A 21732-nucleotide genomic window follows, 5' to 3' on the forward strand; every position below is an offset into this window, starting at 1 on the left:
CCACGTGAGTGGACCATGGCCAAGGCACAGTTCGCCGTCATCTTCGGCGAACGCTTCATCAGGGCCATGGCGGCGTAATGTTCAGCCGCCCGCCCGCACACGAAATTCCTGACACTCCCTCCTGGTCGCGCCTCGTCGCCTGCCGATCGATATGTTCCATGGGAACAGCTATTTTCTGCCGCTCGACATCGCGACCTGCGACCCTCTCGATCAGCAGGTCGAGATCACCATGTACCTCGGCGGCGGTCGCGATGGCTATGATTTCGCGCTGTGGTGCAAGATCGCGGTCCCGGGATTTGTGTTCGAGGGGGTAGCGTTTCAGTTCGGTCTGGATTGGGCCGGTCCCGCACCGCAGACCATCTGGTGACGATTGGGGCCGCCCGGCCGGTTCGTGAAACGGCGTTATCGCTCGCCCGCCGGGTCGTAGCCGCCAGGCATTGTGCCAGCGGGGCTGCTGACGGGGACGTCGGGAGCCGGTAGCGGTTGGATCAGGGGTGGCACCTTCAGCAATTGCCAGCCCGGCGGTAGATAGTCGACCGACATATAGAAATAGAAGACGCAAGAGCCGTCGCCGCGATAGCTCGCGCCCTTCAGCACGCCGAGCGCGGTGGTGCCGCTGAATACGGGCGATCCGCTATCGCCGCCCTTGCAGGTCGGGCCGGCGACGGTGACCCAAGTTGGAAGGCACGCCCCGCCGCACAGATCCCCCGCCGGGGCGAAGTCGGTCAGTTGCACCAACGCGCAGCTATAGCCCGTGCGTTCCCCGCGGTGGCAGACGAAATCGCCCGCGCGCGTGCTGGCGCGCCCGCGCTCGCCGGTAACGGGACGAAGACGGGTGCGCGCCGTATCGGCATAGAAGGTCGGGGGTAGCGGCGCGTCGGCGGCATTGATCTGCACGTCGCGATAGCCCCAGCCCCATTGGCCGACAAAGGGCAGAGGTGTCGAACCCGCCTGCGGATCGCGATAGACCAGGTCGTCGACGCAGTGCGCGGCGGTGGTGACACCGTAGCGGATGCCGTCGGTAACCGTGAAACCCGTCGTACAGAGATACCGCCGCCCATCGGCCGGGCTGACGCCCTCGACTCGCGAGCCGCCTTCGGGCGCGAGATTTACATCGACATGGTTGAGCACGCGGACCTGAACCGGCACCCCCGCAATCGCTTCCAGTCGGGTCTTGAGCGCGGCGGTGCCTGCAGGTGCGTCGGCGCTGCCGATCAGGATCGCGAGTTCGCCCGTGCGCGGATCGAGTCCCATGCCCGGCGGCGTCCGCAGCGCGGCGCGCAACGCCGCTTGATGGTTGGTCATCGCCCAGATGACCTGCTCGCGGGTGACGCGTGCGCCGGTGCGAAAGACGATCGGCACCGTGATGCCGCCCGCAATGATGCTCTGCGCGGGAACCGGTGTCGCGCCGGTCAGCGAGACCAGGATGCGATACGCCGGGCGGTGTTCGATCGCGATGCCGGCCAATCGGTCGCGATAGTGCTCGGCGATCGCGTCGGTTACGGGGATGCTTGCATTTTGCGCGGTGAGACGTGCGATCGCTTCGGGTTGGGATACGCCGAACTGCCGCGCATATTCGGCAGCATCCTCGGCCATCGCCTCCGCCTCGGTCTCGAGCCGCGCCGTGACGGCGAGCGGTGCTGGCGGGGCCGCGACAGTCGGCACCGCGACGGGCTGCACGGCCCGATCGGCAGGACCGGGGGCGGGGGGAACGGCTTGCGCGCGGGCCTCGATCGGTGACAGGATCAGCGCGGCGGCAAGGAAAAGGATACGCACCAAAGCGCGATACCAGCTTTGCCCGGCCGCCGCGAGCGGTCTCAGTGTGTCCAGGCTTCGAACGGCAAGGCGAGCGCTTCGGCGACCGCCTGATGGCGGATTTTGCCGCCGGACACGTTCAGACCATTGGCGAGGTGCGGGTCGGCCGCCATCGCCGCTTCCGCTCCGTGCGCGGCGAGCTTCAGCACGAACGGCAGCGTGGCATTGTTGAGCGCGAAGGCCGAGGTGCGTGCGACCGCGCCCGGCATGTTGGCGACGCAATAATGGATGACGCCGTCGACTTCGAACACCGGGTTTTCATGCGTGGTGGCATGGCTGGTTTCGAAGCAACCGCCTTGGTCGATCGCGATGTCGACCATCACCGCGCCGCGCTTCATCGTCTTGACCATGTCGCGCGTCACCAGCTTGGGCGCTGCAGCCCCGGGCACCAGCACCGCGCCGATCACCAGATGTGCGTTCTTCACCGCTGCCGCGATCGCGGCCTTGCTGGCGTAAGCGGTCTTGATCTGGCTGCCGAAGAACATATCGAGCTCGGCCAAGCGTGCGTTCGATATGTCGTAGATGGTGACGTCGGCGCGCATGCCGACCGCCATTTGCGCGGCGTTGACGCCCGACACACCGCCGCCGAGAATCGCTACCTTGGCCGGGGCCACACCCGGCACGCCGCCGAGCAGGATGCCGCGACCGCCTTGTTCCTTTTCGAGATAATGCGCGCCGACTTGCACCGCCATGCGCCCGGCCACTTCGGACATCGGCTTGAGCAGCGGGAGCGACCGATCGTTGGCGGTGACCGTCTCATAGGCGATGCAGGTCGCACCCGAGCGCATCAGCCCTTCGGCCTGCGGCTTGTCGGCGGCGAGATGGAGGTAGGTGAACAGCAAATGGCGCGGCTCCAGCAACGCGATTTCGCTCGGCTGCGGTTCCTTGACCTTCACGATCATGTCCGACTGCGCGAAAACGCTGGCGGCGTCGGGCAGGATCGTCGCGCCCGCCGCGACATAGTCGGCATCGCTGAAATCGATGCCGAGGCCCGCGCCGGTCTGCACCGCTACGCTGTGGCCCGCGGCAACAAGCTCGGCCACCGATGGTGGGGTCAGGCCGACACGATACTCATGATTCTTGATTTCCTTGGGTACGCCGATCCGCATCTATCTTCTCCTTGTTGGGGGCAGTGTACAGGAGGCGTGGCGTAATGTGCTTGCAAAGATCGCGCGTTCGGCTGCGGAAATGCAATGCTGTTGCGAAGTAGCGCATTTGTACACAATATGATCCCATATGGACAGTATTGACCGCAACATCGTCGCGCAGCTCGGCCTGGAATCGGGCCTCACCAGTGAGGAGCTAGGCGCAAGAGTCGGCCTGTCGCCATCAGCCGCGCACCGCCGGGTGAAGGCGCTGGAGCAGCACGGGATGATTCTTGGCTATCGCGCGCGGCTGTCGCGCGCGGCGCGGGGCAACCCCTCGACGGTGTTTGTGTCGGTTACGCTCACCGATCAGCGGCAGGCGACGATGCTGGCGTTCGAACAGGCGCTCGCGCAGACCACCCAAGTCGGCGAAGCCCATCTGATGAGCGGCGAATCGGACTATTTGCTCAAGGTGCTGGTGCGTGAAGACGACAGCTACGAGCGAATCCACCGCGAAGTGCTCTCGACCCTGCCCGGCGTGCATCGGCTGGTGACACAGTTCACCATTCGTACATTGGCGAGCGAGGAATGATGTACGTTTGGCCGTGGCGCGTGCCGTTGCGGGGGGCGGGGACGCGTGCTATTGCGCCGCACCATTGGGGCGTTTGAACAAGTGCCGTCATCCATGATTTCTCGATATGACATCCGGGCAAGAACAGCCTTCGCGTGAGCACTGATCAGGCCAGCGCGGGCAATTTGCCTGCTGCACCCGACTCGGTTGACGTCGGGCTTCACCCACACGGCAGAGACGGCGTCGCCAAGCTTGCGCTTGGTGCGATCGGCATCGTGTTCGGCGATATCGGCACCAGCCCGATCTACGCCTTCCGCGAGACGTTTTCCGGCCATCACAAGCTCGCGCTCGATACTGTCCACATCATGGGGGTGGTCAGCCTGATCTTCTGGTCGATGATGATCGTGGTGACCTTCAAATATGTCACCGTCATCATGCGTGCCGACAATAAAGGGGAGGGCGGCAGCCTGGCCCTGCTGGCGCTGGTCAACGGCCGCACCAAGAACAAGCGCTGGTCGCGCGGGATCGTGCTGCTTGGTGTGTTCGCCACGGCGCTGTTCTACGGCGATTCGATGATTACCCCGGCCGTGTCGGTGTTGTCGGCGATCGAGGGCGTCGCGATCGCGTCGCCTGGGCTCGGCAAGTTGGTGCTGCCGCTGGCAATGGCGATCATCATCGGTCTGTTCTCGATCCAGCGCAGCGGAACCGCGCGCGTTGGGCTGTTTTTCGGGCCCATCATGCTGCTATATTTCGCGGTGATCGCGACGCTTGGTCTCATCAGCATCGCGCATACCCCGCAAATCCTGTGGGCGTTCTCGCCGCATTACGCGCTGGAATTCTTCGCGCTCGATCCGGCGCGCGCCTTTTTGGCGCTGGGCTCGGTGGTGCTGGCGGTGACGGGCGCGGAAGCGCTCTACGCCGATATGGGGCATTTCGGCCGCAACCCGATCCGGGTGTCGTGGCTGTTTGTCGTGCTGCCGGCGCTGATGTTGAATTATATGGGCCAGGGTGCGTTGCTGTCGCGCATGGGGACGGCGGCGTTGGAAAGTCCGTTCTATCTGCTCGCGTCCGAGCATTTGCGGCTGCCGCTGGTGGCGCTGGCGACGGCGGCGGCGGTGATTGCGTCGCAAGCGGTGATTTCGGGCGCGTTTTCGGTGACGCAGCAAGCAATCCAGCTCGGCTTTGTGCCGCGCTTGCGGATCGAGCATACCAGCGCCGCGACCGCGGGGCAGATCTACATTCCGCTGGTCAACTGGCTGCTGGGCGTGATGGTCCTGCTGCTCGTCATTTTCTTCCGCACCTCGTCCAACCTCACCTCGGCTTATGGCATCGCGGTTACGGGCGCGATGTTGATCGACACCTGCCTACTGACGGTGGTGCTGTTCCGCCTGTGGAATTGGCCGGTTTATTATTCGGTTCCACTGCTTTCGCTGTTCTTCATCGTCGACGGTGCCTATTTTACCGCCAACCTGACCAAGGTGCCGTCGGGCGGCTGGTTCCCGCTGCTGGTCGGCTTCATCATTTTCACCATCCTGACGACCTGGTCGAAGGGGCGGCAATTGATGATCGACCGGATGCGCGAATCGGCAATGCCGATCAAGATTTTCATCCAGTCCGCCGCCACCTCGGCCACGCGCGTGCCGGGCACGGCGGTGTTTATGACCGCCTCGCCCGAGGGCGTGCCGCACGCGTTGCTGCACAACCTCAAACACAACAAGGTGCTGCACGAGCGGATCATCCTGCTCACCGTCAAGATCGCGGACGTGCCCTATATCGCCGAGGGCGAGCGCTGCTCGCTGGAGGATCTGGGCGCGGGCTTTCATCGCATGATCCTGCGCTATGGTTTTATCGATGAGCCCGACGTGCCGCTGGCGCTCGCCAATGTGCATCGTTGCGGCGCTGATTTCCGGATGATCGACACCAGCTTCTTCCTGGCGCGGCAGAGCCTCTTGCCGTCGTCGCATCCGGGGATGATGATCTGGCGCGAAAAGCTGTTCGCATGGATGCTCCGCAATGCCGAGAGCGCGATGGAGTTCTTCCGCTTGCCGACCAATCGCGTAGTCGAGCTGGGCAGCCAGCTCGAGATTTGAGCCAGGTCGCGCCCATTATCGTAACCGCGCTGTTCGGGCGCAGCGATGCGGCGTGGTTCGACGATTTGCGGACGCGCCATTTTCCGCCCGAACGCAATCAGCTGTCGGCGCATCTGACGATGTTCCATCATCTTGCGCCAAGCCTAGAGCGCGAGCTGAAGCAGCGTTTGGCAGGAGAAACGCGGCAGGTGGCGGCCCCGGATGCGCGAATCGCCGGCGTGATGTCGCTCGGCGGTGGGGTGGCCTTCCGAATCGACTGTCCGTCGCTGGAGGATATCCGCGATCGCCTGGCCGATGCCTTTGCTCCGGTGCTGACGCCGCAGGACCGCGCGCCGTGGCGTCCGCATGTGACCGTGCAGAACAAGGTCGACCCGCCCGTCGCCAAGGCCTTGCAGGCCGAATTGTCGCGCGATTTCCGTCCGCGGCCCGTTCGAATCGCGGGGTTGGCGGCATGGTGGTATCGTGGTGGCCCGTGGGAAATGCTGTCGCGCCATATGTTCGCTTGACCGCTTCGCTGTGCATTCCTATAGCCCGCGCCTCGCGAGTGATCAGCGCCTGCGCATGGCGAAGTAGCTCAGTTGGTTAGAGCACGGGAATCATAATCCTGGGGTCGGGGGTTCAAGTCCCTCCTTCGCTACCACTCGCGACCTATTCCGCCTCGATCGATGATTTCCCAACCGGAACGAATGCGCTAGCTGCAGCCGTGACGCCGCCGATCAAGCGCGGCGCAGCCTGGGAAAGGGAGCAGCTATGTTTAGCCACATCATGATCGGATCGAATGATCTCGAGGCATCGCGTAAATTCTACGATGCCACGCTCGGCGCACTGGGTGCGCGGGCGGGTTCCGACAATCACGGTCGTATTTTCTATATGCACAATGGCGGGATTTTGCTGGTCACCAAGCCGATCAACGGCGAACCTGCATGCCACGCCAATGGCGGCACGATCGGGTTCGCGGCATCCTCGCCGGAGCAGGCCGACGCGTGGCATGCGGCGGGCGTCGCCGCCGGTGGTACGCCGATCGAGGACGATCCGGGTATCCGCGAAAACGGTGGGATGAAGCTCTATCTCGCATATCTGCGGGATCCCGCAGGCAACAAGGTCTGCGCGATGTATCGCTACGCTGCCTGATGTTGGCGGTGACGGGCCTCTTGCGCACCGTTATCGATCCACCATGTTGCCAGTCGGCCCGTCGCTGCCCTAGAGGCGGCGGGCCGACAGGACGAAAGCGACCATGACCACCCACAAGACGCGCATGTTGATTCTGGGCTCCGGCCCGGCCGGCCTTTCCGCTGCCATTTATGGCGCGCGGGCCGGCATGAAGCCGATTCTCGTGCAGGGCATCCAGCCCGGCGGCCAGTTGATGACCACCACCGATGTGGAAAATTACCCCGGCTTCGCCGACGTCATCCAGGGGCCCTGGCTGATGGAGCAGATGCAGAAGCAGGCCGAGCATGTCGGGACGACCCTGATGTACGACACCGTGGTGGAGGTCGATTTCAGCCAGCGTCCGTTCCGCCTGGTCGGCGATAGCGGTGACATTTACGAAGGCGATGTGCTCATTATCGCGACGGGCGCACAGGCCAAGTGGCTTGGGCTCGACAGCGAAGACGCGCTGAAAGGCAAGGGCGTCAGCGCGTGCGCGACGTGCGACGGCTTCTTCTATCGCGGCAAGAAGGTTGCGGTGATCGGCGGTGGAAACACTGCGGTCGAGGAAGCGCTGTACCTCACCAACCATTCGCCCGACGTGACGCTAATCCATCGTCGCGATTCATTCCGCGCCGAGAAGATTCTTCAGGAGCGGCTGTTCGCGCACAAGGGCATCACGGTCCTGTGGAACAAGGAAGTCGCCGAATTCGTCGACGGTGGCGGCACTGCCGGGCTCGTCGCGCTGGAACTGATCGACACCGTGACGGGCGAGCGGTCGCGTCTGGAGACCGAGGGCGGGTTCGTCGCGATCGGCCATCATCCGGCGACCGAATTGTTCCGCGGGCATTTGAAGCTGGATGCCGATCATTACATCTGGGTCGAGACGGGCTCGACACGCACCAGCGTGCCCGGGGTGTTCGCCTGCGGCGACGTTATGGACAAAGTGTACCGGCAGGCGGTCACGGCGGCTGGCACGGGCTGCATGGCGGCGCTGGACGCCGAGCGCTTCCTTGCCGAGGCCGAGTTCGAAATGGTGGCCGAGGCGGCGGAGTAAGGCTCTCCGCTCAGGCCGTTTTGGCCGGGCGGGACAGCGCCGCGACGATCTGCTGCTCCAGCCACTCCGCGTCGTGGGGGTGGGCGAAGCTGTGGCTGGCGGTCTCACAGACGTGGATCGACAGCGGCAGTTTGCTGGCGCGGGCGGCTTCGGCAAAGGCAAGCGCGGTGTTGTCGTGGCGCGCGAGGAGGATCGTGGTGCAACCACGCCATGCGGCAAGCGCGCCGAACAGCTCCATTGCGAGTGGGTTGGCAACCTTGGTTTGATTGCGAGCAATTTTCCTCAAGCCATTGAATAAGTATCGAAGATTTACGCCTCCGCGAGCCAGTCGGACCCACTCCCGCGGATTTTTGAGCTTGGTCGCATAGTGCGCGCGGATCGCCGCGGCAGGAGGAAGGGCGTCGTTCTGTTCGATCAGCCACGGATTGGCGAGGATCAGCGCATCGATCCCCGCTGACGCCCCGAATAGCGCGAGCGCGGTGGCCGCATCGCAATTGCCGAAGGCCACCAACCGTTCGACTCCGGTTGCCGCGCGGAAGGCGGTGGCGGCGCTGGCGATGTCGAGGCCCGAGGTGCGGAATCCGTTATTGTCGCCGGTCGAGTCGCCAATGCCGCGCCGGTCGAAGCGGAACACCGGCACCCCGCGCGCGGCGAGTCGCTGCGCGAGCAACGCCATGCCACGATGCGCGCCGATGCGGATTTCATTGCCACCCGATACAATGAGCAGCCCGGTCTCGCCCGTCGCGGTGTCGAGCGTGCCAACCAGCGTTTCGCCCGCGCATGCGAAGGCCGTTACCGTTCGCATGCGGCGATCCAGTCGGCGATGTCGTCGGCAAGCAACTGGGCGAGGGGCAAATCGTTACCTGGCTCCGCGCGTCGCCACAGCGGTGTGCCGGGAACATGGCGGTCGGCAGCCGCAGGATCGGTGTCGAGCCGGACCGTGCGTACTATGCCGCCGTCTTCGGATGTCCACGGAGTAGAGCGCGAAAGGTCGGTCAGCAGTGCGGTGGAGATCAGGTTGCCGGCGATTTCGACCGGAGGGGCCGGCTGGTCGTCGGGTGCTTTCGGGTCGAAATACCAGTCCGTCTCCGCCAGCTTGATATGCGGCTGCGACGCCTGCTTGATCCGCTTCAGGTCGCGCATCAGGCTGGGGCCGTTCTGCGGCGCGAAATGCCAGCGTCCGTCGAGCAAGGCCAGCTTGTCGAGCAGCGCACCACTGCGCAGTGCCACGCCATAACATCGACGATCGGCATTCCACGCGTCTTTGATCGCGCAATCGAATCCGTCGGCAATGTCGAGAATGCTGCAGCGTTCCAGCGGCAGCAGGCTCTCCCCCTGGCCGGGAAGATCGGGGAGCATCGCCGCCAACCCGCGCGCCGCCAATGCGCGGCAGATAGCGACCGCAAAGGCGCGCAGCCGATTGGCTTCCTCGAACAGCGGCAAGGCAATCGCGACGATTGGCCCGTTGTCAGGCCCGAAGCGCAGCATGGCCTCGCGGCCGCCGCTTGCCTGATACGAATCGATCAAGCGGCGCTCATCGCCTGGCTATCGCCGGATCTTGGCGGCGACGAACCGGACCAGTGCGCCGAAACTCTCCAGCATTTCGCCGTCGACTTCGTCATCCTCGATCAGGATCCCGAGCCGCTCCTCGATTTCGGTCAACAGCCCGGCGACCGCCATCGAATCCAGCTCGGGCATTGCGCCGAACAGGGGCGTGTCGGCGTTCAGCGTTGCCGTGCGAGCCTCGCTCAGGCCCAGCACGTCGCGCAAGGTTGCGCGGAGCGTGGCGTCGATACGATCATAGTCTTCAGAAATCACTGCGCGCCCCAATTTGTGGGTTATGGTGCGTTGCGATAGTGACTGGGGGGCAAGATGCCAAGTGTGCCCCGCCGCCAGCCTCTTCACAGCCCGGCGGTGGCGGCTATCAAGGGGCATGATCGCGCTCGACCCCTTCCCATATCCAATCGATACGTTGCCGTTGCGGGGCAGCGCGGGCGACCCAGCGCTTGTCGACCGACAGGGAACTCTGGATTTCGCCGGGCTGGAGCGGCTTGTCGGTCAAGTCGCGGCGTGGCTGGCGGGTCAGGGATATGCGCCGGGAGCGCGCGTGGCGAGCTGGTTGCCCAAGACGCGGTTTGCCTGCGTGCTGCCGATGGCGGCCCCGCGCGCGGGGCTGGTGCATGTGCCGATCAACCCGATGCTCAAGCGCGCGCAGGTCGCGCATATTCTGGCGGATAGCGGCGCGGTCGCGCTGGTGACCCAGGCGGGGCGGAGCGCGACACTGGAACAGGATGATATTTCAGAGAATTGCGAGGTTATTCTCGAAGAAAATGTAAGTCTCGATGCGGTACTATCGGCCAGCAACGCCGATCCGGACACACTGGCGGCGATCCTTTATACCTCGGGATCGACCGGGCGGCCGAAGGGCGTGATGCTTAGCCACGCCAATCTGTGGTTGGGCGCGATCAGCGTGGCGCAGTATCTGAAGCTGGCCCCTGCCGACCGCGTGCTCGGCGTGCTGCCGCTCAGTTTCGATTATGGACAGAATCAGCTCTTTTCGACCTGGGCGGCGGGTGCGAGCTACGTGCCGCTCGACTATCTGGTCGCCAAAGACGTCGTAAAGGCAGTCGATCGCTTTGCACCTACGACACTGGCAGGGGTTCCGCCTTTGTGGGTGCAATTGCTGGAGATTGAGTGGCCACAAAGCACGGCAAATAATTTAAAACGTTTGACAAATTCTGGCGGCGCGTTGACCGCTCCGCTCGTCCACGGGTTGCGCGCGCGCTTTCCGCAGGCGGACCTGTATCCGATGTACGGGCTGACCGAGGCGTTTCGCTCGACCTATTTATCGCCCGAATTGGTGGACGTGCATCCCGATTCGATCGGGCGGGCGATCCCTTTTGCCGAGATCATGGTCGTGCGGCCTGATGGCAGCCCGGCAGCCGCGGGGGAGCCGGGCGAGCTCGTCCATGCCGGGCCACTCGTCGCGCAAGGGTATTGGCACGATGCCCAGCGGACCGCCGAGCGCTTCCGTCCCGCACCCGCATGGGCGCAATCGGGCGGGCTGGCGGTCTGGTCGGGCGATACGGTGGTGCGCGATGAAGACGGCCTGCTTCGCTTCGTCGGACGCGAGGACGAGATGATCAAAAGCGCGGGCAACCGCATCAGCCCGACCGAAATCGAGGAAGCGGTGGTGGCGGGCGGCGAAACGGCGGAGGCGGTGGCGCTGGGCGTGCCGGATGCACGGCTTGGGCAGGCGATCGTCGTAGTCGCGCGTGGAGACGGCACGCACGAGGCCGCCTTGCGCGCGCGGCTGAGGCGCGATTTGCCGAGTTTCCAGCAGCCGACACGCTATGAATGGCGCGCCGAGCTGCCACGCAATGCGAATGGCAAACTCGACCGCGCGGCGCTGAAAGCGGAGATGACGTCATGAAGCCGATGGGCACGATTCCGCGGGATTTCCAGGTCAATCCGCTGCAGATTGGCGGACGGGATGCGGCGCATTGGGCTGCTGTCGCCGGAGACACGCCGCTGTTCGTGTACGACATGGCGGTGGTGCGGGACCGCATTGCGCGGTTTCGCGCGGCCTTTTCCTCGGTCGACCTGCATTATGCGATCAAGGCCAATCCCTTCGCCCCGCTGCTTGCCGCCATGGCACCGCTGGTCGATGGCCTCGATGTCGCCTCGGGAGGGGAGTTGGCGCTGGCGCTGGCGGTGAAGCCGGGCGCACGCATCAGCTTCGCAGGACCGGGCAAGCGTGATGACGAACTGGTATTCGCGATCCGCTCCGGCGTGACGATCAATCTCGAATCTGCGGGCGAAGCGGCGCGCGCGCTGGCGATTGGCGAACGGCACGGGCTTACGCCGCGACTCGCGATCCGGGTGAACCCGGAGCTCGAATTGCGGGGGTCGGGAATGCGGATGGGCGGGCGCGCCTCGCCTTTCGGTATCGACGCCGACCGCGCCGCCGCCGTGGCTAGGCACGTGATCGATGCCGGGGCGGACTGGCGGGGTTTCCACATCTTCGCCGGATCGCAGGCGCTCGATCCGCAGGCGATCATCGAAACGCAGGCCGAAACGCTGGCGCTGGCGGGTAGACTGGCCGACGCGGTGGGCGTGATGCCACCGCTGGTCAATCTCGGCGGCGGCTTTGGCATTCCCTATTTCCCGGGCGAAGTGCCGCTGGAGGTTGGGATCATCGGAAACGCCCTTGCCGAGGGGCTGGAAAACCGTGCGCCAGGCCTGAAAGACACCCGTTTTGCGATCGAACTGGGCCGCTGGCTGGTTGGCGAAGCGGGCGTGTATCTGACACGCGTTGTCGACCGTAAGGAGAGCCGAGGCGAGACGTTCCTCGTCACGGATGGCGGCATGAACCATCAATTGGCGGCCTCCGGCAATCTCGGGACGGTGGTAAAGCGCAATTATCCCGTCACCATCGCCACCGCCGTGCCAAATGCGCCGACCGAAACCGTCAGTGTCGTCGGCCCGCTATGCACCCCGCTTGACCGGTTGGCGGACCGCGTCACGCTGCCGGTCGCCGATGTCGGCGATCTGGTCGCAGTGTTCATGGCGGGCGCTTATGGACTGTCGGCCAGCCCGTTTGCGTTTCTTGGGCACACCCCGCCGCACGAGCTGCTGGTGGGCCAAAGCGAGCATTCCTAACGCAATTTTCACCTCTTTCGTCTCATAGCGGCACGATAGCCGTGAACCTGCCACCGCGACGTCAGACGTGACGTTATCGGCAGCACCTCGCGGCGGGAGGTTTGCATGGCGCGGTTTTACAGGTCTTTTCGAGGTTTGCTCGGTGTCGGCGTTGCTGCGTTGACGCTCGGCTCGTGTGCCAGCGGGGGGCGTCCCGAACTGCCCCAGGCGTCGTTCGTCGCCACGCAGGAGCAGCCGGGGGAAGAATATGTCATCGGCCCGCTCGACCAGCTCAGCATCTTCGTATGGCGCAACCCCGAACTGTCGGCAAAGGTCCAGGTGCGGCCCGATGGCCGGATCACTACGCCCCTGATCAGCGACATGCCGGCGGTCGGCAAGACGCCGCGGATGCTCGCCGACGATATGAAGATTGCGCTGGGCGAATATATCAAGGATCCGATCGTCTCGGTCATCGTCGAGAATTTCTCGGGTACGTTCAGCCAGCAAGTGCGCATCGTCGGCGCGACCGCGAAGCCCGCCTCGATCCCGTACCGCGCCAACATGACGCTGCTCGACGCGATGATCTCGGTCGGCGGTCTCAGCGAATATGCGGCGGGTAACCGCGCGAAGCTGGTCCGCTACAATCGCGAAACGGGCAAGCAGGTCGAATATAACATCAAGCTGTCGAGCTTGCTCAAGGATGGCGACAGTCGCGCCAATGTCCGGCTCGAGCCGGGGGATGTGATCATCATCCCGCAGAGCATGTTCTGAGCACGGACGGATGAACGGCTTGCTCGATGAACTGCGGGTCGCGCTTCACGCGATCTGGATGCGCCGCTGGATCGCACTGGCGGTCGCGTGGGGCATTGCCGTGCTGGGTTGGGCGATGGTGGCGCAAATCCCGAACAGCTACGAATCTCGGGCGCGAGTGTCGGTGCAGATGAACACGATCCTGCCCAATGCCGTCGGCATTACCCCTGCCGACCAGCAGAAGGACATGGACACGATCCGCCAGACGCTGACCAGCGCAGTCAGTCTGGAGAAGGTCGTGCGCGGCACCGATCTGGCGAACACAGTGAAGACCGATCGCGACGTGGCCGACCGGGTCGCGGGCCTGTCCAAGGCGATCAAGATCACCGCACAGCAGGACAATCTGTTCGAGATCGTGGCGACCGGGGCCAGCCCCAAGGTTACCCGGCAAGTCGTGCAGAAGCTGATCGACCTGTTTGTCGAGCAGAACCTGTCGGGCGATCGCGATGAGACGAGTACGAGCCTGAAATTTCTCGATGCGCAGCTCGAGCAGCGCCAGAAGCAGCTCGCCGATGCCGACGCGAAGCGCGCCGATTTTCAAAATCACTATCTCGGCAGCTTGCCGGGTAGCGGGTCGCTCACCGACCGTATGGGGGCCGCACGGACAGCGATGGCGCAAGTCGAGAGCGATCTCGCCGCTGCGCAATCGAGTCTGGCGGCGGTGAACGGCCAGATGGCGGGCGTTCCCGCCAGCGTCGCGGGTGCCGCAAGCGCGGCGGGCGTGGGCCCGGCGCGGGCCCGCCTCAATGCGATCCAGGGCCAACTCGCGGATGCGCGCGCGCGGGGCTATACCGAGAATCACCCCGACGTGATCGCGTTGCGTAACCAATTGGCCGCAGCCCAGGCGGCCGCGCGCGGCGAACCGGTCGCGGCCGGTGCTGCTTCCGCTACCAACCCCGCCTATCTTTCTTTGCGCTCGATCCAGGCGGACAAGCAGGCGCAGGTGGCGGCCCTGCTCGCGCGCAAGGCGCAGCTTCAGGGGGATCTGGATGCGATCACCGCGAAGCTTGCGGGCGACCCCGGCGTGGCCGCGCAGCAATCCAAGATCGACAACGATTATCAGGTTCTGAAGGACGGCTACGCCAAGTTGCTGGCCGATCGCGAAGCGATCAAGCTGCGCGGGCAAGCGCAAAGCCAGACCGATTCGATCAAGTTCAGCGTCATCGATCCGCCAACGGCACCGCGTGTGCCGACTGCGCCGAACCGCCCCTTGTTGCTGACCGGCGTGTTGATCGTCGCGCTCGGTGGCGGCGTCGCTGTGGCGTTCGTGCTGGCGCAATTGAAGGCCACCTTTGCCACTGCCGCGCGGCTCGAAAAAGCAACCGGAATGCCGGTGCTCGGCTCGATCGGCGAAATGGTCACCGCCACACAGACCGCCGCTCGTCGCCGGATGCTGCTATATTATGGGGGCGGTGTTGGCGGGCTTGGCGTGGCCTATATCGCGCTGCTGGGCGTGGAAATGCTTCAGCGCGGGTTGGCGGCATGAGCGACCTGACCCCCCGCAAGACCCGCCCGTCGCTGTTGGAGCGGGCCGCTGCGACCTATGATTTCGGAACGGACGCACGCGCGCCCTATCCCTTGCGCGGGATCGATCCTCCATCGGCACCCATCGTCGCTGCGGAGCCGCTCTCCGATCTGCCTCCTGTGCAACCAAAGCCGATGCAAGCGGTCGCGGCACCGCGTCGCCTTGCTGGCGTTGCCGCGATCGACCGTGCTCTGCTGGCGGAACGCGGCTTGCTCGTGCCTGGGGCGGCAATCGGGGCTCTGGCGGAGGAGTTTCGCCTGGTGAAGCGGCAATTGCTGGCGACCGCGCGAACCGTGAGCAAAAGCGATGCCGAGCTTTCGCGCCTGATGCTGGTCAGTTCGGCCAGGCCGAATGACGGCAAAACCTATTGCGCGGTCAATCTCGCGCTTTCGCTGGCGGCGGAGCGCGATCTTGAAGTGCTGCTGATCGACGCGGACTTCGCCAAGCCCGACGTGATGGCGCAATTCGGCCTCGGCGAGCAGGCGGGTTTGCTGGATGCGCTTGCCGATCCGAGCATCGATGTCGAAGCCTGTGTCGTTCGGACGGACATCGCCCATCTGAGCTTGCTGCCCTGTGGTACGCGCACGCCTGCCGATACCGAACTCGTCGCCAGCGCGCGGACGGGTGAACTCATCACGCGGCTGCTCACTGCCGATCCCAAGCGCATCCTGATCTTCGATTCGCCCCCGGTTCTCGCCGCGTCGCCGGCCAGCGTGCTGGCGGCTCAGGTCGGGCAGATCATGCTCGTCGTCCGCGCCGACCGCACCGGCGAGAGCGATCTGCGCGAAGCCATCACGCTGCTCGATTCATGCGAGCATATCCAGCTCGTGCTCAACGCCGTGTCGCTGGTGCCCGGCGGACGCCGCTTTGGCGACTATTATGGATATGGCCAACAGGAGGACGCCATATGACGCGCCCGATCTCATCTTTGTCGCCCGCGCTCGGCCTGGCGGCAATCGCCGCACTGGCGACCGCGCCCGCGCACGCTGACGAGCGCAAAAGCTCGATCACACCCTATATCGAAATCGGGCAAGTCGTCACCGCCGACCTCAAGAATGACGATGTGCTGACCTATTCGACGGTCGCCGCAGGGGTCGACGCTTCGGTGCAGACCAAGCGCACCCAGCTCCAGGTGAGCTATCGGTACGAGCGTCGTTTCTCTTACAGCAAGAAGGTTGGCGACGACGATGTGCATAGCGGGCTGGCGCGGGCGAGCGTGCGCGTCGCTCCGGGGGTGACGCTGGAAGGGGGCGCGATCGCCACACGAGTCCGCTCCGACATTCGCGGCGCGGCTCCCGGCAATCTGGCCGGGAATGTCGACAATATCAGCCAGGTCTATTCGGCCTATGTCGGCCCGACCGTCGCCAGCCATGTCGGCCCGGTCGGTGTAGCGGCAAGCTATCGCTTCGGTTTCACCAAGGCGGAAGCGCCAGGGGCGACCGGCGTTGCCCCGGGCAGCCCGAAGCTCGACGTGTTCGACACCTCGCAGAGCCATGTCTTTAACGCGAGCGCCGGCGTGAAGGCGGGGGCGGTGCTACCGGTCGGCGTCAACGTTTCAGCGGGCTACGAGCGCGATACGGCGGGGCAGCTCGACCAGAAATACGAAAGCAAGGTGGCGCGGGGCGATCTTGTCCTGCCCATTCTGCCGACGCTCGCTGTAACGGGCGGTGCAGGCTATGAAAAAATCACCGTCAGCCAGAAGGATCCGTTGAAGGACGCCAATGGGGTGCCGGTTACCGACAGCCGCGGCCGCTTCCAGACCGATCCCGCATCGCCGACGCGCATCGCCTATCAGACCGACGGGCTGATCTATGATGCTGGCGTCATCTGGCGGCCAAGCCCGCGCACCGCGCTGCAGGCGCGGGCAGGGCGGCGTTATGGCGGGATGACCTATACCGGTTCGTTCAGCTACGCCGCGTCCAAATCGATCGGCATCCAGATTGGCGTGTACGACAGCGTCGACACGTTCGGACGGCAATTGCGCGAGGGCATCTCGAACTTGCCGACCAGCTTCATCGATCAACGCGATGCCTTTGCGCAGCAATTCAGCGGTTGCACCTTTGGCACCAGCAGCGCGGCGGCGGGCGGGTGCCTGAATGGTGTGTTCCAGTCGATCTCGACCTCGGCGTATCGCGCGCGCGGTGTCGATGCGGTCATTGCTGCCAAGCGCGGCGCGCTCAGCTTCGGGATTGGCGGAGGTTATGCCCAGCGGCGCTTTTACGCCCCCAGCGGTACCGGCTTCAGCATCGACGGCGTGACCGACGACAGCTATTACGCGCAGGCCTATGTCAGTGCCCCGATCGATCGCAATTCGGGCGTGAGTGGCAACGTCTTTGCCAATTATTACGAAAGCGGCATTTCGGCTGCCCCCGGTGTCTTCAGTACGGGAGCCACCGCTCTGTATTACCATAACTTTGGCCGTATCGCGACGACCGCCTCGGCGGGCCTGTATTCCTTCACCCAAAAAGGTACGGAGGACCAGTTGTCGGCGCAGGGACAAGTTGGGGTGCGGTATCAATTCTGAAACGCATCGGCGGCTATGCCGATTGCGAGGACGACATTATGTACGACGATCATTATGGTTTGACCGGCCGCCCGTTTCAGTTGACGCCTGACCCGCGTTTCTGGTTCGATACGGCGACGCATCGCAAGGCGATGGCCTATCTGGGCTATGGTCTTGCGCAGGGCGAGGGTTTCATCGTCATCACGGGCGACGTCGGCGCGGGCAAGACCACGCTTGTCGGCCATTTGATGGATACGATCGATCCAACGCGGCTGCATGTCATCAAGATCGTTTCGACGCAGATCGAAGCCGATGATCTGTTGCGTATGGTTGCAACCGGGTTGGACGTCGACAGCGCGGGGCTGACCAAGGCACAATTGCTGGTGGCGATCGAACGCGGGCTGCATGCGACCGCACGCGCTGGACGACGCACGCTGCTGATCGTCGATGAAGCGCAGGCGCTGCCGGTGTCGAGTCTGGAAGAGTTGCGCATGCTCTCGAACTTCCAGACCGGCGGCCATGCGCTGCTGCAGATCTTCCTGCTCGGCCAACCCGAATTTCGCGAGCGGCTGCACGGGTCTGACCGGCTTGAGCAATTGCGCCAGCGCGTGATCGCGATGCATCACCTCGATCCGATGGAGCCCGAAGAGGTCGAGCCCTATATGCGGCATCGCCTGTCGGTGGTCGGTTGGCAGGAGCGCCCGCATTTCACGCCCGATGCATTCGCCGCGCTCTATAGCGGGTCCGATGGCGTACCGCGCCGCCTGAACCAATTGGCGGGGCGCGTGATGCTGTACGGCGCGATCGAGCGGATCGATACGATTGATGCGCGGGCCGTGGCCGCAGTGGTGGCAGATATCGCGGGCGACATGCCGGGCGTGAAGCCGATCGTCGTGCCGGAAGCCGCTGTGGCTGCGGCACCTGCGGTTGAGCAGCCGATTTCTGAGGTGGCCGCGCCGGACGAACCCGTAGCGAGTTCGCCACCACCGCCTGCGCCGGAACCGGAGCCCGGCCCGCTGCCGATTTCGATTCTGCCCCCTACGGCACCGCCGCGCCCGATCCGTGCGCTGCACGAGGAAGCGGCGGCGGTTGTTGAAGCGCACCCGACGGTTGCCCCCCCGGAGCCTGAACCGAAGCCGGAGCCTGAACCTGAACCGATAGTGATGGCGGTAGAGGAACCCGTGCCTGCGCCAGACGCCGCTGCGGATGTCGCTACCCGTATCGCCGCGCTTGAGGCACGGGTTGATGAGCAGGATGTCGCGCTTCGCCGCGTTCTGAAGCTGCTCGTTGACTGGGCCGAGGGCGAGCACAGTGCCGCGCCGCCACTCCCCATCGCGCGGGATTGAACCGATGCGTCATGTCCTTTCGGTCGATGTTGAGGACTGGTTCCAGGTCGGCGCTTTTGAATCGGTAATCGACCGGGGCGATTGGGATTTGCTCCTGCCGCGCGTGGAGGCCAATACCGACGCCGTCCTGGCCCTGTTCGCCGAGAGTGGCGTTAAGGCGACCTTTTTCACGCTGGGCTGGGTCGCCGCGCGCTATCCTCGCCTCATCCGGCGGATCGTCGATGCAGGGCATGAACTGGCGAGCCACGGTTGGGCGCATGACCGCGTCTTCACGATGGAACCCGCAACCTTCCGCGCCGATCTCGCCCGCGCCCGGGCCACGCTGGAAGATGCGGGCGGCGTTGCCGTCACCGGCTATCGCGCGCCGAGTTTCTCCATCGATCTGCGTACACCGTGGGCGCACCGGATTCTGGCGGAGGAGGCCTATGCTTATTCCTCCAGCGTGGCACCGCTGCGGCACGATCATTATGGCTGGCCGGAAGCGCCGCGCTATGCTTTTCGTCCGCTCGCCGATGCGGATCTGGTCGAAGTGCCGGTGACCGTCGCCCAATTCGGCGCGCGGCGGATGGCGACCGGCGGTGGCTTTTTCCGCCTGCTGCCGGCAGCGCTCACCGATTATGCAGTGCGCCAGGTATCGGCGGACGGGCAGCCGGCGATCTTCTACTTTCACCCGTGGGAAATCGACCCCGGCCAGCCGCGCGTCGCCAATGCTCCCCTAAAGTCAAAACTGCGCCATTACAGCCGCCTTGGCGCGATGGCGGGAAAGATGCGCGGGCTGATCGGTCGGCACGACTGGGGGCGGATGGATGCCATCGTGCGCGATTTGCCCCCGGTGCAAACGCTTGGGGTCGCGGCATGACGATCCAGCCTCTGTCCCCCTTGCTCGCGCTACGATCCATCGATTTGCGCGATGTCGGCGATCGTCAGCGGGTGGAAAGTTACGTGCGTGGCCACAAGCAGGGGACGCCCTTTCACCTGCCAGCCTGGAGCATGGCGGTCGCGCAGGGGTGCAGCCAGATCAGCCATACCCTGATCGCCGAGCGCGGCGACGGGACGATCGTCGGCGTGCTGCCGTTGACCGAGGTGCGCTCGCGGTTGTTCGGCAAGGCGCTGGTCTCGAATGGCTTCGCGGTTGGCGGCGGTATTCTGGCGGATGGCCCGGCGGCGGTCGCGTCGTTGGCCGATGCCGGATGGGCGCTCGCGCAGCGATTGGGGTGTCCGACGCTGGAGCTCCGCGGCGGTGCGATGCCCGAGGGGGCATGGGATTTCGACGATCACAGCTATCTCGGTTTCGTGCGACCGCTGGCGGAGAGCGACGCGGCCGAACTCGCCGCCATTCCGCGCAAGCAACGCGCCGAGGTGCGCAAGGCGCTTGAGAACGACCTTGACGTCGCGGTCGGGCGCGAGGCGGGCGACCTGCGCGCGCACTACGCGGTCTATGCGGAATCGGTCCGCAATCTGGGAACGCCGGTTTTCCCGGCGCGGCTGTTCCGCTCAGTGCTGGACCAGTTCGGAGATGCCGCCGACATCGTTACAATCCGATCCGAAGGGCGCGCGGTGGCAAGCGTCCTCAGCCTCTATTTCAATGGAACGGTCTATCCCTATTGGGGCGGTGGCACCCACGCGGCGCGGGGTTTGCGCGCGAACGACCGAATGTATTTCGCGCTTATGGCCCATGCCCGCGCGCGCGGGTGCACGCATTTCGACTTTGGGCGCTCCAAGGTCGGGACCGGCCCGGCCGCGTATAAAAAGAACTGGGGTTTCGACGGCGTCCCATTGCTGTATGGTAAACGCGCGGTGACCGGGGAGCCATCGCGCGACATCAATCCTTTGAACCCACGCTACGCCCAAAAGGTCGCGATGTGGAAAAAGCTGCCATTGGTGGTCGCTAACCTGCTTGGACCGCACATCTCCAAAGGCCTTGGTTAATGGGTGACATTCTCTTCCTCGGGCATCGCGTGCCGTATCCGCCCGACCGGGGGGACAAGATCCGTGGCTTTCACATCCTGAAGCATCTGGCGGCGCGCAAGCGCGTGCATTTGATCGCCTTTGCCGACGACACGCGGGACATGAAGCGCAAGAGCGGCCTGTCGAAGCTGACGGGCAATCGCTCGATCATCTGGCGCTCGAAATCGCGGCTAACGTCCGCATTCCAGGCGTTGTTGGCGCGCAAGCCGGTTTCGCTGACCGCGTTTGACAACGCCTCGTTGCGCACCGCGGTCGACAATCTGCTGTCGCGGCATTCGATTGACACGATCTACGTTTTTTCGAGCCAAATGGCGCAGTATCTTCCAGCACGGCCGCGGCAGAAGGTGGTCATGGATTTTGTCGACATGGATTCGGCGAAGTTCGGTGCCTATGCCAAGGGTTCGGGCGGGATCACGCGCTGGTTCATGAAGCGCGAAGCGCGGCTGCTATTCCAGCATGAGCGTGCGGTCGCGCAGCGTGCGGATGCCAGTCTGTTCGTCAGCGAGGCCGAAGCGCAACTGTTCCGCGAGCGGACGGGAGCCGAGCGCGTCCATGTCGTGGAGAACGGCATCGACACCGAATTTTTCGATCCGACCGCGCAGTTCAAGCGGATCGACACGACCGATGCACTGATCGTGTTTACCGGGCAAATGGACTATCGCCCCAACATCGAAGCCGTCACCTGGTTTGTCGAGACGATCCTGCCGCACATTCGCGTGCGGTTTCCGCATGCCCGCTTTGCCATTGTCGGGCGCGCACCGACCGATGCGGTCAAGGCGTTGGCCAAGCAGCCGGGGGTGATCGTGACCGGGGAAGTGGCCGACGTGCGCGGTTGGATCGCCGCCGCCTCGGTCGTCGTCGCGCCGCTGAAGCTCGCGCGCGGCATCCAGAACAAAGTGCTGGAAGCGATGGCGATGGCACGTCCGGTCGTCGCCTCCAGAGCGGCAGCGGAAGGGATCGACCATGCCGGAACGATCCACATTGGCGAAACCGTCGGCGAGATTGCCGAGGAAGTCATCGCCATCTTGAACGATCCTGTGCGGGGTGCGGAGATCGGTCGCGACGCGCGGGCGCAGGTGCAGGCGCGCTATAGCTGGGAAGCGCGGCTCGCGCCGCTGGATGCGATCCTCGGGATCCGCGTGAAAGCGCCCCCACGCCGCAGCGCGGCCTGAACG

Annotated in this window: 21 protein-coding genes and 1 tRNA gene; 17 read left to right on the top strand and 5 right to left on the bottom strand. The window is 64.6% G+C overall.

What is annotated here, in order from left to right:
* Nucleotides 1-151: 151 nt before the first annotated feature.
* On the top strand, nucleotides 152-367 hold the full coding sequence (locus ACP7BY_RS15540) for a hypothetical protein (RefSeq protein WP_426288174.1): 216 nt from the start codon (nucleotides 152-154) through the stop codon (nucleotides 365-367).
* A gap of 35 nt (nucleotides 368-402) precedes the next feature.
* On the opposite strand, the gene ACP7BY_RS15545 is transcribed toward ACP7BY_RS15540, so the two are convergent.
* Nucleotides 403-1776: a S1 family peptidase gene (locus ACP7BY_RS15545; protein ID WP_052191949.1), complete on the bottom strand. Its 1374-nt coding sequence runs from the start codon at nucleotides 1774-1776 to the stop codon at nucleotides 403-405.
* Nucleotides 1777-1817: 41 nt separating this feature from the next.
* Complete coding sequence (ald, locus tag ACP7BY_RS15550) at nucleotides 1818-2924, bottom strand: alanine dehydrogenase (protein ID WP_033962942.1); 1107 nt, start codon at nucleotides 2922-2924, stop codon at nucleotides 1818-1820.
* 127 nt (nucleotides 2925-3051) lie between these two features.
* Here ald and ACP7BY_RS15555 point away from each other — a divergent pair, with 127 nt between their 5' ends.
* The 6 genes from ACP7BY_RS15555 to trxB all read left to right on the top strand — a co-directional run bounded on the left by ACP7BY_RS15555 (nucleotide 3052) and on the right by trxB (nucleotide 7764).
* Nucleotides 3052-3492: an Lrp/AsnC family transcriptional regulator gene (locus tag ACP7BY_RS15555; RefSeq protein ID WP_033962939.1), complete on the top strand. Its 441-nt coding sequence runs from the start codon at nucleotides 3052-3054 to the stop codon at nucleotides 3490-3492.
* 134 nt (nucleotides 3493-3626) lie between these two features.
* Nucleotides 3627-5561, top strand: coding sequence for a potassium transporter Kup (locus ACP7BY_RS15560; protein ID WP_033962934.1), 1935 nt, complete (start codon nucleotides 3627-3629; stop codon nucleotides 5559-5561).
* Entirely contained in the window at nucleotides 5558-6067 is a 510-nt protein-coding gene (locus ACP7BY_RS15565; protein ID WP_033962932.1) for a 2'-5' RNA ligase family protein, read from the top strand. Before ACP7BY_RS15560 ends, ACP7BY_RS15565 begins: the two co-directional genes overlap by 4 nt.
* 57 nt (nucleotides 6068-6124) lie before the next feature.
* Nucleotides 6125-6201, top strand: a tRNA-Met gene (locus ACP7BY_RS15570).
* Nucleotides 6202-6311: 110 nt separating this feature from the next.
* The gene (locus ACP7BY_RS15575) at nucleotides 6312-6692 is read left to right on the top strand and encodes a VOC family protein (protein WP_126846214.1); all 381 of its coding nucleotides are present in this window, start codon (nucleotides 6312-6314) and stop codon (nucleotides 6690-6692) included.
* 103 nt (nucleotides 6693-6795) lie between these two features.
* Nucleotides 6796-7764 carry a thioredoxin-disulfide reductase gene (gene trxB, locus ACP7BY_RS15580; RefSeq protein WP_126846216.1) on the top strand — a complete coding sequence of 323 codons (969 nt, stop codon included), beginning with the start codon at nucleotides 6796-6798 and terminating at the stop codon, nucleotides 7762-7764.
* A 10-nt stretch (nucleotides 7765-7774) separates the two neighbouring features.
* Here the strand turns inward: trxB and ACP7BY_RS15585 are convergent, their stop codons facing one another.
* The 3 genes from ACP7BY_RS15585 to ACP7BY_RS15595 are packed head-to-tail and all read right to left on the bottom strand — an operon-like array spanning nucleotide 7775 to nucleotide 9582.
* Nucleotides 7775-8569 (bottom strand): hydrolase 1, exosortase A system-associated, encoded by a 795-nt coding sequence (locus tag ACP7BY_RS15585; RefSeq protein WP_033962929.1) that lies wholly within the window; start codon nucleotides 8567-8569, stop codon nucleotides 7775-7777.
* A complete protein-coding gene (locus tag ACP7BY_RS15590) occupies nucleotides 8557-9252 on the bottom strand; it encodes a hypothetical protein (RefSeq protein ID WP_171010449.1) in 696 nt (231 codons plus the stop codon). The genes ACP7BY_RS15585 and ACP7BY_RS15590 overlap by 13 nt, the downstream gene beginning before the upstream one ends.
* Nucleotides 9253-9309: 57 nt before the next feature.
* Entirely contained in the window at nucleotides 9310-9582 is a 273-nt protein-coding gene (locus ACP7BY_RS15595) for an acyl carrier protein (RefSeq protein ID WP_033962926.1), read from the bottom strand.
* Between the two features lie 115 nt (nucleotides 9583-9697).
* Here ACP7BY_RS15595 and ACP7BY_RS15600 point away from each other — a divergent pair, with 115 nt between their 5' ends.
* The 10 genes from ACP7BY_RS15600 to ACP7BY_RS15645 all read left to right on the top strand — a co-directional run bounded on the left by ACP7BY_RS15600 (nucleotide 9698) and on the right by ACP7BY_RS15645 (nucleotide 21729).
* Entirely contained in the window at nucleotides 9698-11197 is a 1500-nt protein-coding gene (locus ACP7BY_RS15600) for an acyl-CoA ligase (AMP-forming), exosortase A system-associated (RefSeq protein ID WP_171010430.1), read from the top strand.
* Nucleotides 11194-12426: a pyridoxal-dependent decarboxylase, exosortase A system-associated gene (locus ACP7BY_RS15605; RefSeq protein WP_033962923.1), complete on the top strand. Its 1233-nt coding sequence runs from the start codon at nucleotides 11194-11196 to the stop codon at nucleotides 12424-12426. The genes ACP7BY_RS15600 and ACP7BY_RS15605 overlap by 4 nt, the downstream gene beginning before the upstream one ends.
* 105 nt (nucleotides 12427-12531) lie before the next feature.
* Nucleotides 12532-13176 (top strand): XrtA/PEP-CTERM system exopolysaccharide export protein, encoded by a 645-nt coding sequence (locus tag ACP7BY_RS15610; RefSeq protein ID WP_126846222.1) that lies wholly within the window; start codon nucleotides 12532-12534, stop codon nucleotides 13174-13176.
* A gap of 10 nt (nucleotides 13177-13186) precedes the next feature.
* Nucleotides 13187-14701 carry an XrtA system polysaccharide chain length determinant gene (locus ACP7BY_RS15615; RefSeq protein ID WP_033962920.1) on the top strand — a complete coding sequence of 505 codons (1515 nt, stop codon included), beginning with the start codon at nucleotides 13187-13189 and terminating at the stop codon, nucleotides 14699-14701.
* On the top strand, nucleotides 14698-15651 hold the full coding sequence (locus ACP7BY_RS15620; protein ID WP_137902276.1) for an AAA family ATPase: 954 nt from the start codon (nucleotides 14698-14700) through the stop codon (nucleotides 15649-15651). The genes ACP7BY_RS15615 and ACP7BY_RS15620 overlap by 4 nt, the downstream gene beginning before the upstream one ends.
* Nucleotides 15648-17264 (top strand): hypothetical protein, encoded by a 1617-nt coding sequence (locus ACP7BY_RS15625; protein WP_033962917.1) that lies wholly within the window; start codon nucleotides 15648-15650, stop codon nucleotides 17262-17264. The genes ACP7BY_RS15620 and ACP7BY_RS15625 overlap by 4 nt, the downstream gene beginning before the upstream one ends.
* A 38-nt stretch (nucleotides 17265-17302) precedes the next feature.
* Nucleotides 17303-18589: an ExeA family protein gene (locus ACP7BY_RS15630; protein ID WP_137902277.1), complete on the top strand. Its 1287-nt coding sequence runs from the start codon at nucleotides 17303-17305 to the stop codon at nucleotides 18587-18589.
* A gap of 4 nt (nucleotides 18590-18593) precedes the next feature.
* The gene (locus ACP7BY_RS15635) at nucleotides 18594-19448 is read left to right on the top strand and encodes an XrtA system polysaccharide deacetylase (protein WP_033962915.1); all 855 of its coding nucleotides are present in this window, start codon (nucleotides 18594-18596) and stop codon (nucleotides 19446-19448) included.
* Complete coding sequence (locus ACP7BY_RS15640) at nucleotides 19445-20518, top strand: FemAB family XrtA/PEP-CTERM system-associated protein (RefSeq protein ID WP_033962913.1); 1074 nt, start codon at nucleotides 19445-19447, stop codon at nucleotides 20516-20518. Before ACP7BY_RS15635 ends, ACP7BY_RS15640 begins: the two co-directional genes overlap by 4 nt.
* Nucleotides 20518-21729 carry a TIGR03087 family PEP-CTERM/XrtA system glycosyltransferase gene (locus ACP7BY_RS15645; RefSeq protein WP_033962911.1) on the top strand — a complete coding sequence of 404 codons (1212 nt, stop codon included), beginning with the start codon at nucleotides 20518-20520 and terminating at the stop codon, nucleotides 21727-21729. Before ACP7BY_RS15640 ends, ACP7BY_RS15645 begins: the two co-directional genes overlap by 1 nt.
* The last annotated feature ends 3 nt before the right edge of the window (nucleotides 21730-21732 follow it).

Source organism: Sphingomonas sp. PSPC2-2, from assembly GCF_049897725.1.
Taxonomy (GTDB): Bacteria; Pseudomonadota; Alphaproteobacteria; order Sphingomonadales; family Sphingomonadaceae; genus Sphingomonas.

Bases quoted from the DNA above. Each gene is read 5' to 3' on its own strand.
- ACP7BY_RS15540 (WP_426288174.1), top strand. From the start codon at position 152: ATGTTCCATGGGAACAGCTATTTTCTGCCGCTCGACATCGCGACCTGC.
- ald (WP_033962942.1), bottom strand. From the start codon at position 2,924: ATGCGGATCGGCGTACCCAAGGAAATCAAGAATCATGAGTATCGTGTC.
- ACP7BY_RS15555 (WP_033962939.1), top strand. From the start codon at position 3,052: ATGGACAGTATTGACCGCAACATCGTCGCGCAGCTCGGCCTGGAATCG.
- ACP7BY_RS15575 (WP_126846214.1), top strand. From the start codon at position 6,312: ATGTTTAGCCACATCATGATCGGATCGAATGATCTCGAGGCATCGCGT.
- trxB (WP_126846216.1), top strand. From the start codon at position 6,796: ATGACCACCCACAAGACGCGCATGTTGATTCTGGGCTCCGGCCCGGCC.
- ACP7BY_RS15585 (WP_033962929.1), bottom strand. From the start codon at position 8,569: ATGCGAACGGTAACGGCCTTCGCATGCGCGGGCGAAACGCTGGTTGGC.
- ACP7BY_RS15590 (WP_171010449.1), bottom strand. From the start codon at position 9,252: ATGCTGCGCTTCGGGCCTGACAACGGGCCAATCGTCGCGATTGCCTTG.
- ACP7BY_RS15600 (WP_171010430.1), top strand. From the start codon at position 9,698: ATGATCGCGCTCGACCCCTTCCCATATCCAATCGATACGTTGCCGTTG.
- ACP7BY_RS15605 (WP_033962923.1), top strand. From the start codon at position 11,194: ATGAAGCCGATGGGCACGATTCCGCGGGATTTCCAGGTCAATCCGCTG.
- ACP7BY_RS15610 (WP_126846222.1), top strand. From the start codon at position 12,532: ATGGCGCGGTTTTACAGGTCTTTTCGAGGTTTGCTCGGTGTCGGCGTT.
- ACP7BY_RS15615 (WP_033962920.1), top strand. From the start codon at position 13,187: ATGAACGGCTTGCTCGATGAACTGCGGGTCGCGCTTCACGCGATCTGG.
- ACP7BY_RS15620 (WP_137902276.1), top strand. From the start codon at position 14,698: ATGAGCGACCTGACCCCCCGCAAGACCCGCCCGTCGCTGTTGGAGCGG.
- ACP7BY_RS15625 (WP_033962917.1), top strand. From the start codon at position 15,648: ATGACGCGCCCGATCTCATCTTTGTCGCCCGCGCTCGGCCTGGCGGCA.
- ACP7BY_RS15630 (WP_137902277.1), top strand. From the start codon at position 17,303: ATGTACGACGATCATTATGGTTTGACCGGCCGCCCGTTTCAGTTGACG.
- ACP7BY_RS15635 (WP_033962915.1), top strand. From the start codon at position 18,594: ATGCGTCATGTCCTTTCGGTCGATGTTGAGGACTGGTTCCAGGTCGGC.
- ACP7BY_RS15640 (WP_033962913.1), top strand. From the start codon at position 19,445: ATGACGATCCAGCCTCTGTCCCCCTTGCTCGCGCTACGATCCATCGAT.
- ACP7BY_RS15645 (WP_033962911.1), top strand. From the start codon at position 20,518: ATGGGTGACATTCTCTTCCTCGGGCATCGCGTGCCGTATCCGCCCGAC.